The sequence below is a fragment of the Candidatus Poriferisodalis sp. genome (assembly GCF_965203655.1).
Classification (GTDB): domain Bacteria; phylum Actinomycetota; class Acidimicrobiia; order Acidimicrobiales; family Poriferisodalaceae; genus Poriferisodalis.
Map to the genome: position 1 here is coordinate 57315 of NZ_CBDBDD010000006.1, position 13135 is coordinate 70449.

General features: G+C 66.4%; 9 protein-coding genes. 3 read left to right on the forward strand and 6 right to left on the reverse strand.

Going from position 1 to position 13135, the window contains the following annotated elements:
* Positions 1-5: 5 nt before the first annotated feature.
* The 4 genes from ACOGW9_RS06240 to ACOGW9_RS06255 all read right to left on the reverse strand — a co-directional run bounded on the left by ACOGW9_RS06240 (position 6) and on the right by ACOGW9_RS06255 (position 5587).
* A complete protein-coding gene (locus ACOGW9_RS06240) occupies positions 6-1679 on the reverse strand; it encodes an ADP-ribosylglycohydrolase family protein (RefSeq protein WP_419909417.1) in 1674 nt (557 codons plus the stop codon).
* Positions 1676-2365, reverse strand: coding sequence for a DarT ssDNA thymidine ADP-ribosyltransferase family protein (locus ACOGW9_RS06245; protein WP_419909419.1), 690 nt, complete (start codon positions 2363-2365; stop codon positions 1676-1678). Before ACOGW9_RS06245 ends, ACOGW9_RS06240 begins: the two co-directional genes overlap by 4 nt.
* Positions 2362-3792 carry a UvrD-helicase domain-containing protein gene (locus tag ACOGW9_RS06250; protein ID WP_419909421.1) on the reverse strand — a complete coding sequence of 477 codons (1431 nt, stop codon included), beginning with the start codon at positions 3790-3792 and terminating at the stop codon, positions 2362-2364. The genes ACOGW9_RS06245 and ACOGW9_RS06250 overlap by 4 nt, the downstream gene beginning before the upstream one ends.
* Before the next feature lie 124 nt (positions 3793-3916).
* Positions 3917-5587 (reverse strand): TolB family protein, encoded by a 1671-nt coding sequence (locus tag ACOGW9_RS06255; RefSeq protein ID WP_419909423.1) that lies wholly within the window; start codon positions 5585-5587, stop codon positions 3917-3919.
* Between the two features lie 192 nt (positions 5588-5779).
* On the opposite strand from ACOGW9_RS06255, the gene ACOGW9_RS06260 reads away from it, so the two are divergent.
* On the forward strand, positions 5780-6547 hold the full coding sequence (locus ACOGW9_RS06260; RefSeq protein WP_419909425.1) for a gamma-glutamyl-gamma-aminobutyrate hydrolase family protein: 768 nt from the start codon (positions 5780-5782) through the stop codon (positions 6545-6547).
* 25 nt (positions 6548-6572) lie between these two features.
* On the opposite strand, the gene ACOGW9_RS06265 is transcribed toward ACOGW9_RS06260, so the two are convergent.
* On the reverse strand, positions 6573-7595 hold the full coding sequence (locus ACOGW9_RS06265; protein ID WP_419909427.1) for an LLM class flavin-dependent oxidoreductase: 1023 nt from the start codon (positions 7593-7595) through the stop codon (positions 6573-6575).
* Between the two features lie 192 nt (positions 7596-7787).
* Here ACOGW9_RS06265 and ACOGW9_RS06270 point away from each other — a divergent pair, with 192 nt between their 5' ends.
* Complete coding sequence (locus ACOGW9_RS06270; protein WP_419909429.1) at positions 7788-9485, forward strand: flavin-containing monooxygenase; 1698 nt, start codon at positions 7788-7790, stop codon at positions 9483-9485.
* Between the two features lie 95 nt (positions 9486-9580).
* Positions 9581-11845: a xanthine dehydrogenase family protein molybdopterin-binding subunit gene (locus ACOGW9_RS06275; protein ID WP_419909431.1), complete on the forward strand. Its 2265-nt coding sequence runs from the start codon at positions 9581-9583 to the stop codon at positions 11843-11845.
* 36 nt (positions 11846-11881) lie between these two features.
* Here ACOGW9_RS06275 and ACOGW9_RS06280 read toward each other — a convergent pair whose 3' ends face one another.
* Positions 11882-13033 carry an MFS transporter gene (locus ACOGW9_RS06280; protein WP_419909433.1) on the reverse strand — a complete coding sequence of 384 codons (1152 nt, stop codon included), beginning with the start codon at positions 13031-13033 and terminating at the stop codon, positions 11882-11884.
* Positions 13034-13135 lie beyond the last annotated feature (102 nt).

Here is a 13135-nt window from a genome sequence, read left to right on the forward strand (position 1 = left end):
CTGATTCAGCGGCGCAGATCGTCGCGGAGAGCCGTCACCAAAGCAGCGAGGTCGGCGATCGTTCCATCACGAGCCACGCGCCGAACGGTGTAACCGAGGGCGTCGTCTTCGGAGATGTTCTTTCTGGCGTGATCTATCGCGTCGTCTACGCATACTCCGCGGTCCAGCGGCTTCGGCGACGAACTGCTCGCATCCTTACGGGCAGAGTGTGATTCGCGACGAGCTGCCCTCTGCGGCTTCGCTTGCGGCAGGTCGATCTTGTTGCCTGCGCTGAGTTCCCGCAGATTTGGCCGCCGTTTGATAAGCAGCGATTGACCGAACGTTGTCTTCACCCATTGCCAGCCGAAGTCATTGCTAGCCGCGCGAGCGATGTCAGCTGCCAACTCCTGTACTGGCCCAAGTCCCTCTACCACCAAGCGGCCGTCGCTCGTGACGAGCGCATCCGCCTGAGCTCTCGGTGCTGTCCAGGTGAGCACGTCTGGATAGGCATGTGCCTTGACCGCCTCGCCTCGACTGAGGGCAGCTAGACGGCGCGCTTCGCTCTCCAGATAGTCGCTGTCGAGAGGCATCTCCGGCGGATCGTCGGCGCCTATGCAGGCACCCCGCAAGGCCCCTGCCATGGTGGCGATGGTGTCAGTGTCAGTACCAACGGCATTCGCTGCCACGACAACCGCCTCATGAACGTCGGATGCGACTTCGGCTATAGCCGCCGCGGCGACGGTCGTGAGGATCCCGCTTCCTCGTTGGCTGGCATCGGACAAACCCAGACATTCGACGATGTCCATGTACGCCACTTCGGCGTGCCTCGCCCTGCCAGAGCAGGCCTTCGCGTCATCGATGGCATGGTGCAATTCTCCGATTGCCGTCTGCCAACCGTCACTGAAGCGCGCATGGGTTGCTTCTTCCCAGCGGCCGACCCAAGCAGAACCGAGACTCTGATGAGTCTCGATTAGCGAGAGCGAGACGCCGACCCTGACCGCGATGTGGTGACACTCGTTGGGGTCCGGAACCGCACCAAACATCATGCAGTGGGCGAGAGTCGCAGCGTGGAAACACGCACCAACGATGGCGCGAGGGTGCCCGTGAGTGCAGACACTGTCGGCGATCACGGCGGGCAGAAAGTCGTCTAACAGGTCCTTGGACGCCCATACGTGCGGTTGAACGCGCATGGCAGCACCGTTGCCGCCCGCATCAACCCATCCACGAAACGTGTTGGCATACCACAACGCCCGAGGCTTGCCCAAGTTCTTTGCGGCCGCCTTGGAGGCCCGGCCGCCTCCCAAGGAATACGAGGGCCAGACCGGAAGTTCGATCCGCGCGAACGTTTCGACGTCGAATCCGCGGCTCGTCAAGGACCTGCTTACGGCCATTCGAAGCTGAGTGTCATCCGACCAACAACCGGGGGGAAGCTCGACGTCAGTGCCTTGCCTGCCGCCGACTCTTCGCCGCCAGGCCATCAACCGATCCAAGGGCTTGCCATGCGTGCGGCGCTCTAGGCCCTTACGGTCGGTCAGCTCGCTGATGAACCCAAGCGCGTCCCCGTAGGCCGCCCACAGCATCGAACTCCGAATTCGAGATGCCGTCGCGTCTGCTGCCCTTGGGCCGGGAGCCGAAGGTTCTTCGATGGCGTCGGCGAAGAGCCTCACCTGCCCGCGTTCGGCGTGCGCTGCCTCAGTCATCGAAACGCCTCCGGATCGATCACAACCCTAGGTTCGTGCGAGGAGTGAGTCAGTGCAGCGATAGCCGCTTCGTAAACATCGTCGACGGGCGCCGAGATCGTGTGCAGGTGGGTTAGGGGCAGTTCGAAGGGGTACAGCACCTCCGCCTGCGGATCGGTGGTGCGATTCGCCGGTTTGCTGTTGCGCTGAGTCACACGTCCGTAGCGGCCAGCAACCCTTGGTGCAAAGAGCCGCTCGAAGCCGGGGAGATCGGCCCAACGCAGCGCAGCTGGGTAGATGTTGTTCGTCGTGCAGAAGACGACGCCAGGATCGCCGAGGATCTCCGGGCCGAATTCCAAGATCACCCATTCTTCCTCTGGGCGCCTACGACTCGAGAAGTTGAACATGTGGAGGTTGATGGCCGTCACTGACAGGTTGACGTAGGTATGCCAACGCTCGTCGAGGTGCCGATCGACGGCATTCGGTTCGTAGACATGCTGCACCAGTTCGTCCACTGGAAGGTCCTGGCGGTTCTTCACAGCCTCGCTGTACAGAATCCCCACGAGGCTCTTGACCGTCGTGAAGTGCACAATGCCAGTGATGCCACGCTCAATCGCGGCCTTGACAACATCTGGGCACCGTGGAGTGTCCCGTACCTGCTCGCGCGTCTGCGGCTCGGCGTCCGGCGCGCGCTTGCGTGCATTCATGTGCTGACCAACTCATAGGTCGAGGGGTCCAACAGGCCGATCAGCGAGGATTCTTCGCCAGGCTTGTATCCGACCATCACGGACGTGCGGGCTCTGCCTACGGCCATCGCCAGCATCCGCCGAAGTCGCTCGAGGTCGGCGTCGCCTTCGTCGGCGCCATGCGGCGTCACCCGTTGGCTCAAGCCAGGAAGCAGTACGTGATCGAACTCGAGTCCCTTTGCAGAGTGCATTGTGCAAAGGGCAGCGACCTCAGGCCCGGTAGGCCATTCGTTCTGTCTCGTCAGTTCGCAGAATGGAATTCCGCGCTCGGCTAGCACCTTGCGGGCCTCGCTGAACCAACCGCCGCCACGCGGCTGCAGCAGGACAACAGACTCTTGTTCCAGATCGGCGACACTCTCGAGACGATCGAGCATGACTTCGAGCTGGTCGCTGTACTTACCAGCCACCACCAACGGCTTGGCACCTGATCGGCGACACGCTTCGAAGTCCGGCAGCGTGCCGTCGTCCTCTAGCGGGAGCCCTTCCACCAACGGGTACGCGAAGGCCGCGATCTCGGCTGTATTGCGATAGTTCGTCTTGAGGGTGTGAATGATCTCTGGACGGGCACTGATGCCGACCTCGCGCCACTTGAAGTACTGCGGGTAGATGCGCTGCACTGCGTCGAGCACAAATGTCGTGTTGTGCGGGTCCTGCAGGTGTTGCTGGATGGCGCGTATCTGGTTGGCTGAGAAATCCTGTGCCTCGTCGACGATCACGACGTCATAGGCCTTGTAGGAGCTAGCCGCGGAGGCGAGCATCGTGAGATCGCTCCAGTCGATCTTCCCGCGTTGCCGCTTCGAGTCCATGTAGGTGGGTATCACCCCATAGATCAACTTCTCACGCGTCGGCTGAGCAACACGCGGAGCCTTACCCCGGCCTTCCCGGTCGACCGTGAGGTAGCCCGAGAGATCATCGGGGTCGAAGTCGACAGGGTCGTACTCGAAACGGCCCATGACGTACTGAACCTCGTCAACGAAGAACTCATGCTGGCGCTTCGTAGCGAAGCTGTCGATGTGTGGCCGGAGCATGGCCACGATCTCGTCGCCGTCGACGATGTCGACATTGCCTACGAGCGACCTTGCCCAGCGGCCGAAGGTCTTGATCTCGAGGTCCAGCGCATCGTCCTGTGGCGTCGAGTTCCGAGCGAGTTCAGCGATGTAGCCCTCAAGTGTCCTGTTGAAGGTCAGGACAAGCACCCGCACCGGCGCTTCGTGGCCGAGGCGCTCGCGTCGATCCAAGCGAACCCGGATCTGCTCCTTCAGCCTCAAGAGAGCCGTCGTGGTCTTGCCGCTTCCTGCAGCACCCCGAATTATTCGGAACCCCGGCTTGACATCGGCGAGCACCTTCAGCTGCTCGGGTGTCGGGGTGACGGACGGCAAGACGCGCATCTCGATAGCTCTCTGTTGTCGGCCCCACTGCCTGGGACCACGTGATAACGAGAATACCGCGCCAGAGCATTTCCCAGTGTGCGGCCATCGCGCGGCCTGAGTCCCGGTAGGTCACCGCGACGAGCTAGTTGGCGGGGCAGAGGGCTGGGATCAGGGTGGCGGCCAGGGCGTCGGCCTCTTGCAGCGATTGGGCGAGCACTTCGCCGTAGAGGTTGTTGCAGGTGAACCAGACGCCGTTGCGGTCGTCGCCGCGGGTGATGGCGGGCATGTCGGAGTGGGTGTTCTCGATGGCGTCGAAGACGCCTCGTGGTTCGGTACGGTCGAACGCGACCCATGCCTCGACTGCCGTTGCGGCGGCGCGGCCTCTCATCACGAACTCGGCCTCGACGTCGACTGAGTGCTGTGCGCTGACCTCGCTGTACCCGGCTGCTTGCAGCACGTCCTCGACGGTGGCCAGCGCTGCCCAGTACTCGGGCGGGCGCGCCGGTTCGGGCACCACGACCGAGTACGCCCAGTGGCTGCCGGGCGTGTCCGCGGCGTAGAAGAAGACGCGTCGGCCGTCAGCGCTCCACTGCAGGCTCGGCGCCGCACTTGGCGAGAACGGCTCGAATCCTTCCACCTCGATCACATGCTCATCGCCCGGGTACAGCCCCGGCAGGTCGCTGACCACGATCATCGTCCGGTCGTCGTGCCAGTGGCGGAACGCCGCGACCCGCGAGCCATCGGGCGACCACGCTGCACCCCGCCCCGCGGCGTCGGCCAGCATGACCCGTGCCACGCCGTCTCGCGGGCGCAGCGCCATCAGCGTGATGCCTGAGCCGTACGTGAGCAGCTCGCCGTCGGGCGACCACGACGGCCGCGAATCGGGTCCGACGCCGGAGGCAAGCACCTGCTCGTCGCCGGTCGCGATGTCCACCGCGACGAAGAAGTGGTCAAACTCGCCGGCACCATCACCGGACACCCGTGCTCGCCGCGAGAAGACCAGCCGCTTGCCGTCGGGCGACCACGCCGGGTCGCGGTCGAGCACCACACCGTCGGTGATCTGGCTGAGCCCAAGGCCATCTGGCTGGACAAGGAGGATGTGACTTGTCCGCTCCCCGTCGACGATTGCGTCCTGGGAGAACGCGATCCACTCGCCGTCGGGTGACCATGCCGGATCGCTGAGCCCGTACTGCGCCGTCAGGAACGGCATGTCCCCGGTGCCATCGCCGCCGGCCAGCCACAACGCGGGGCCAACTCGGAACACCATGCGTCGGCAGTCCGGCGACCACGACACGTGATCGATGCCCTCGGGCTTGGTGCTGGCGAAGCGCAGGGGAAGCTGGATGCGGTATGCGGGCAGCGTTCCCAAGCACACCTCCGCAGGCGGACCGAGCTCCGCAGGCCGCACCCGGCTCGGGATGTAGGGCTCGACACCGGACACCGGGTGCTCCGGCTCGCCGAAGGCCTCCGACAGCTCTTCAGTGTCTTCGGCATCGGCAGGCGGTGGCTCGCCGGCCGCGAGGTCGTCATCGGATTGCTCCGCCGGCGTCGTGAGATCCGCCGACGCTTCGTCGGCTGTCTCCTGAGCCTCCGGTAGCGCCGCATCGGAAGTCTCCGCAGCCTCATCGCCTTCTGCGGCTGCGCCCTCTGCAGCGTCGTCGGTGAGCGGATCCGGTCCAGCCGGCAGGCTCACAACGACTGCGGCAGCGCCCACAACCACTACCAAGGCAATGACCAGCCACCATCCCCGTCGAGGCCGAGTCGGGCCTCGGGGATCCTCGCTGGCGGAGGGCTCGCCCCCCACTGGTTCCAACGGAACCACAATCATCGATCTGTCGTGCTCAGCAGGCACGCCAGAACCGCTCCTTCGCCCCCGTGGCGTTCACGCAGCCACGGCGATCCGGGCACTGCACCACCATGTGCCCGACCGTAGCTGTGTCCGGCGAACCGCCCGCAGACAGACGCAACCCGAGGACGCCCCAGGGTGCCCATCTAGGGTGGTCGGGTGCAGAAACCGCTGATCGGGGTCGTGGGCCGACGACGCAAGGGCTCACGCATCGGCGGCTTCCCGTCGAACTTTGCTGAGATCGATGTCGATCTCTATGTCTGCGCGTACGCCCGTGACGTGGCAGCAGCCGGCGGCATCCCCGTGTTCCTGCCGCTCGAATCCGATCCGGAGGAGCTGGCGGCGCGGCTCGACGGTCTGCTGCTCACCGGCGGCGAGGACATCGCCACGTGCCTATATGCAGACCGGTTGGAACCCGGATCAATCGACCCCTCGATCGGCATACCGGGCAGCGCGTTCGACACCCCCGCCGATGCGCTGACGGGGGGCGAGGAGATCCCGCTGCGAGACGCATTCGAGCTGGCGATGCTCGACGCGTCCATCGCGGCCGATCATCCGGTGCTCGGCATCTGCCGGGGCGCCCAGCTGTTGACCGTCGCTGCTGGCGGCACGCTGCACCTCGACCTGCCGGACCACGCACGCACCGACGCGCCCGCTGACGCCACGCCTCACATCGTCACCACCACCCCCGGCAGCGAACTGCGCCGGATGTACGGACCCGAGCTGGCCGTGAACTCGCTGCACCACCAAGCTGCTGACCGGCTCGGCGAGGGCTACGTCGCCACCGCTCACTCCCCCGACGGCATCATCGAGGGGTTCGAGCATGTCGATTTGCCCGTCGTCGCCGTGCAATGGCATCCCGAGCTGATGACGGGCGCACTGTCGGATCCCTGCTTCGACTGGCTGATCGAGCACGCCAGCCGCTGACGAGCAGAGCCCGTCAACTGCAGTCTCAGCCGCCCTCGACCGCGGCGCGCACCCGCGGGATCACATTGCGTCCGAGGCGCTCCAGCGAATCGTTCATGACCGAGGGCGGCAGGCCGGGCGGACCGCCCCAGGTGCACACGTCGGTGAAGCCGTACTGCCCGATGAACTCGATCAGCTCGGCCGTGCAATGGTCTTCGTCGCCGACGATCCAGCCTTGGGGAATCGCACCCTTCGACGGGTCGAACGCAGTGAAGGTGTCGGGGGTCTCGTCGAAGAGCCGGGCGTACACGCCCGCCCGGTAACGCTCCGCAGCCCTGATCTGCTGCCAAGCACCCTCGCGATCATCGGTCACGAAGATCGAGCGGATGATGCCCACCCGGTAATCGTCGGGATCACGGCCCGAGCCACGAAGCTCGTCCTTCCAGGGCTCCAACACGATGTCGGGAGCGCCCTGCGGCAGCAGGTGCGTGTCGAAGCGGGCCGCCCGCACGGCGGCGTTGCTGCTCATCCCGGCAATCCACAGCGGCGGGCCGCCTGGCTGCACCGGCGCCGGGGTCACCAGCAGATCGTCGAAGCGCCAGCGCTTGCCCTCGAAGCTGAACGGCTCGCCCTGCCAGGCCAGCCGCAGGATCTGCACCAGCTCCTCGGTCAGCGACACCCGGCGCGACTGCGGGATGCCGAAGCCGCGGAATTCGTGCGCCGCGTAGCCCATGCCGATGCCGAGCTCGATGCGCCCGCCCGAGATGTTGTCGAGCACGGCGAGATCCTCAGCCAGCCGGACTGGGTGGACGAACGGCGCCAGCAGGATGTCGGTCGAGATGCGCAGACGGGACGTGCGCGCCGCCACCGCTCCCGCCATCGGGACGAAATTGGGCAGGTGGCCGTCGTCGAGGAAATGGTGCTCGGTGAACCACGCCAGCTCGAATCCCAGCTCGTCCGCCATTTCGAGCTGGTCGAGCGCCTGCGCGTACATCTCCGGCAGCGTCACCTCGCTGCCGGGCGGGCTGCGCAGATCGTGGACGACGCCGAATCGCAGAGGTTGAGCCATGGCCGGAGACTAGGGCCGAGCCGGGCCGGCTCACCGGGCCGGCCGTTCGACGCAGAGCAGCCACGAAATTTCCTAATGCGCGTTCGACTATTGTGAGGAGACGGGTCCGGAGCGCCGGCGACGACACCGGCGGATTCGCAGCCGCTCGATCCGGCGATGCGCCGTACGATCTCAATTTGGGGGACACCAGACATGGCAGCAGCAGCGACCAACGGAACCTCGAACGGCAGCGCCGACAGCACCAACGACTACGAAGTCATCATCATCGGCGCGGGCGTGGCGGGCATCTACCAGATGTACCGGCTGGCCGAGCGCGGCGTCCACGCGACGGTGCTCGAGATGGGCAGCGACCTCGGCGGCACCTGGTTCTGGAACCGCTACCCCGGCTGCCGCTTCGACTCCGAGAGCTACACCTACGGCTACTCCTTCTCCGACGAACTCCTCGAGGAGTGGCACTGGAAGGAGCGCTTCTCGGGCCAGCCCGAGAACCTGCGCTACCTCAACTACGTGGCCGAGAAGTTCGACCTGCGCCAGTACATGCAGTTCAACTGCACCGTCGAGTCGGCGCACTTCGACGACGAGGCAGGCAAGTGGCGCCTGCACCTGGCCGACGGCCGCGACCTGAGCTGCCGCTTCCTGCTGACCGCGCTGGGCCTGCTGTCCGCGCCCACCTACCCCCGCATCGAGGGCGTCGACTTCGACGGCACCGACGTGTTCGAAGGACCGTCGTTCCACACCTACCACTGGCCTGCGGAACCGGTCGAGATCAAGGGCAAGCGGGTGGCTGTCATCGGCACCGGCGCCACCGGCGTGCAGGCCATTGCGGCCATCGGCGAGCAGGCCGAGCACCTGACGGTCTTCCAGCGGCGCCCCAACTGGTGCGCCCCGCTGCACAACAGCGAGATCTCCCCCGAGGAGATGTCCACCATCCGCGCTCGCTACGACGACATCTTCGACCTGTGCGCTCGCACGCCGGGCGGATTCGAGCACGAGCCGATCCGCACCGGTTTCCACAACGTCTCTGCCGAGGAGCGCCGTGCGATGTGGGAGAAGCTCTACGGCGAGCCCGGCTTCGGCATCTGGATGGCCAACTACCGCGAGATCTTCTTCGACGAGGAGGCCAACGCCGAGCTGTCGGCGTTCATCGCCGACAAGATCCGCGAGCGGGTGGACGATCCGGTCATCGCCGAGAAGCTCATCCCCAAGGACCACGGATTCGGCGTGCAGCGGGTCCCGCTCGAGACGCACTACTACGAGACGTACAACCGGCCGAACGTCTCGCTGGTCGATCTGCAGGAGACCCCGATCGAGCGGATCACCCCCACCGGCATCCAGACCAGCGACCAGCACTACGAGTTCGACCTGATCGTGTACGCCACCGGCTTCGACGCCATGACCGGCGCGTTCGACCGCATCGACTTCCGGGGCAGCGGCGGTCAGCGGCTGGCTGACAAGTGGAAGGACGGCCCGATCACCTTCTTGGGAATGATGGTCAACGGCTTCCCGAACCTGCTCACGATCGCCGGCCCGCAGAGCGGCTCAGCCTCCACCAACTACCCGCGGGGCATCGAGATCGGCGTTGAGTGGATCACCGGCCTGATGGACTTCGTCTGGGAGAACGGCTATACCCGCTTCGAGGCTGACGCGGATGCCGAGCGGGAGTGGACCAACCACGTCATCGAGATGTACAGCATGATGCTGATGCGCAAGGCGCAGGGCTGGTTCACCGGGTACAACTCGAACATCGACGGTCACGAAGCCGGCACGATCCGATACTTCGTGTACAACGGCGGCGCCCCCAAGTACAAGCGCCGCATCGACGAAGTCGCCGACGGCGACTACCAGGAAGTCGCCTTCAGCTCTGAGCGGGCGCTGGCCGGAACCGCTTAACTTCGCCCGGACATCTCGTTGTTGATGGATTGCCTCGCATCTTCGCGGGGCGACATCGCAGCGAACCACGACGCAACCGGAGGACTGACGGGCCCATGAGCATGATCGGCACGCGTGTCGTGCGCAAGGAAGACCCTGCCTACCTGACCGTCGGCGGCACCTATGTCGACGATGTGGAATGCGCGGGCGCACTGCATGCGGTGTTTGTCCGCTCGGTGATGGCTCACGCGGACATCACCGCCATCCACACCGCCGACGCGGCCCAGATGCCGGGCGTGGTCGGCGTGTACACCGCGGCCGAACTCGATCTCAGCGCCGACCCGCCCTCGATGCCGGTGCTGAACCAGCAGATGCTGCGCTCGCCGCTGGCGGAGGACCGGGTGCGCTACGTGGGCGATCCCTTCGCTGTGGTGGTCGCGGAGTCGCGTCATGCAGCCACGGATGCCGCCGAGCTGGTGTACGCCGACTACGAACCGCTCGACGCGGTCATCGATACCGCCGAGGCCGCCGGCAACGACAAGCTGCTGTTCCCCGAAGCTGGCACCAACACGGTGTTCGCCATACCCCGCGGCGACGAAGACGGCCTGTTCGACGACTGCGAGGTCACCGTCGAGCTGGCGTTCGACAATCCCCGCCTGAACGGCGCCCCGATCGAACCGCGTGCCGCCCTCGCCTCGTGGGACCCCGCCGAACAGCGCCTCACCTACTGGGCATGCACCCAGTTCCCGCACCGCTCACGAGATGTCCTCGCCGGATTCTGCGGTCTGGAACAAGACCAGGTGCACGTGATCACGCCCGACGTCGGCGGCGGGTTCGGCACCAAGAACGCCAACTACGTCGAGGACTTCGTCGTCGCCCGGCTGACCTGCCGCCTCGAACGGCCGGTCCGCTGGACCGAGACCCGTTCGGAGAGCATGCTCGGCCTCGCTCACGGAAGGGCCATCTCCTACGTGGCCCGCCTCGGCGGCAGCCGCGACGGCAACATCACGGCCTACTCGGTGGACGCGCTGCAGGACTCGGGCGCCTACCCGATGATCGGCGCGCTGCTGCCGATGTTCGTGCGGATGGTGGCGAGCGGCGTGTACGACATCGACAAGGTGTCGGTCAACACCAACTCGGTCACGACCAACACGGCACCCATCGGCGCGTACCGCGGTGCGGGGCGCCCCGAAGCGACGCTGGCGATCGAACGGATGATGGACGTGTTCGCAGCCGAGATCGGGATGGACCCCAGCGAGCTGCGCCGCCGCAACTTCATCCCGCCCGAGTCGTTCCCGTTCACGACCCCCACCGGCAGCGAGATGGACTCAGGCGAGTACGCCAAGGCCCTCGACGCGGTCATCGAAGCCGCGGATTACCCGGCGCTGCGGGCCGAGCAGCAGCGGCGGCTCTCCCAGGGAGACACCAAGCTGCTCGGCCTCGGCTGGTGTGCGTACGTGGAGATCTCCAACCCCGTCGTCGGCCCGGAGTTCGGCAGCATGGAGGTGCGTCCCGATGGCTCCGCGCTGGTGCTGACGGGATCGTCGAACCACGGCCAGGGACACCACACGGCCTATGCGCAGATCGCCAGCGATGCCACCGGCATCGCATTCGATCGGATCGAGGTGCGCCACGGCGACACCGACGAGGTGAAGCGCGGCGGCGGCACCGGCGGCTCGCGTTCGCTCCAGTCGGGCGGGGTCGCTGTCTTCGAGGCAGCCGAAGCAGTCATCGAAGTCGCCAAGCAGGCAGCAGCCGCGATGCTCGAAGCCGACCCTGCCGACATCGTGCTCGACGCCGATGCGGGCACGTTCGCCGTTGCAGGCACACCCGCCCGCTCGCTCGACTGGGCCCAGGTCGCGGCGCACGTCAACGAGTCCGACGGCCGTGAGCTGCAGGCCGAGAGCGACTTCCAGCCGCCGGGTGCGACCTTCCCCTTCGGTGTTCAACTCTCGGTCGTGGAGGTGGACCGCGACACCGGCCAGGTCACCGCGCTGCGCCACGTGACGTGCGATGACGCCGGCGTCATCGTGAACCCGATGATCGTGGAAGGCCAGGTGCACGGCGGCGTGGCCTCCGGCATCGCCCACGCGCTCGGCGAGGTGTTCGTCTACGACGACGACGGCAACCCGCTGACCGCCAATTTCATGGACTACGCCATTGCCTCAGCGGCAGAGTTGCCGAGCATCGAGCGGATTCCCATGGAGACTCCGACCGATCGCAACCCCCTCGGCGTGAAGGGCATCGGCGAGTCGGGCACCATCGGCGCCACGCCAGCCGTGCAGAACGCCGTGGTCGATGCTCTGTCGCATCTCGGCGTGCGCCACATCGAGCTTCCCTGCACTGCCGAGCGCGTCTGGCAGCACCTCCAGAACGCCTGACGCCCGCCGTCCGGGTACGGCATCGGCTCGGCTGACTCACCTTTGGCCGGAGGTATCGATCCGGCTGGCCAGCACCGTCACGACAGCCATCGCGCCCACTACTGCGGAGCCGATGTAAGCCCCCGCGGGGCTGAAGGCGAACACTGGCAGCCAGATCACCGCGCCGAGCGCATGACCGCCGAAGCGGAGCGAGAGCGTGAACGACAGTGCGCCGGCGCGATTGTCGGGTGCCGCAACCGAGGCGAGCGACTGGAAGCTGACCACCACGGACTGGGTCGCGGCGCCGGTGACGAACCAGAGCACGGCCAACTTCCAGGCCGCGCCTGCGGCGGGCAGCAGCGCCACCAGGCCCGAGCAGACGGCAATGGCAATGGTGGCCGCCCGCAAGCCGCCCAAGCGGTCGAGCGCGATCCCCCACAAGGGCGCGGCTGCCATGCCGGCCAGCCCGCCGGCCAGCAGGAGCGCTCCCACCTGCGAGCCCGTCAATCCGACCACGTCGCGGCCGCTCAGGCTCACCAGGATCCTGGCCCCGATGGGTCCCAAGGCACACAGCAGCGCGGTAGCAGCCACCAGCAACGTCGGGCGTCGCATCAAGGACTGGAATCGAGGCGGAGCATCTGCCTGCCGGCGATCGTCTGGATCGGCTTCGGGTGCGCTGGCCGGCAACAGCAGTGCAATCACCGCGCCGATAGCGGCCGTAGCCACGTAGGCGAAGCGCCAGTTCGTGTCCGCGCCGATCCCGCCCAGCATCGGTGCGGCGAGCTGGCCCAGCGCCTGGCAGGCCGCGTAGCGGCCCACGATGCGACCGACCCCTCCGGTGGGTGCAGTCTCGGTCAGCGTCGCCAGCAGCAACGGGGTGATGAACGCGTTCATCACCCCCTGACCGGCACGCGCCGCGAGAAACCACCCGTAGTTCGGGGCTAGGGCACACCCGAGGGTCGCTAGCGCGTACAGCGCGACGGCAGTACGCAGCGTGCGTACTCGACCCCACTTGTCGCCGAGCGTGCCCGACACCAGCAGCAGGCCGGCGAAGGGCACCAGGTAGACGTTGAGCGCCCAGCCGATCTGGCTGGTAGTGACCGAGAACGTGTCGCGCAGCTCCGGGATCATCGGCAGCATCACGAAGGTGCCGAGCGGCCCCATCATCCCGCCGATGTACAGCAGCACCCGGCGCCACTCGCCGTTCACTGCCGTCCCCCCATAAGCCCCCGCACGCTACTTCCCAACCGCTGGCAGGGTCCGAGCGCTTTGCGGCTGGCTCATGACACGCGGACTCGCGCATAGCATCGC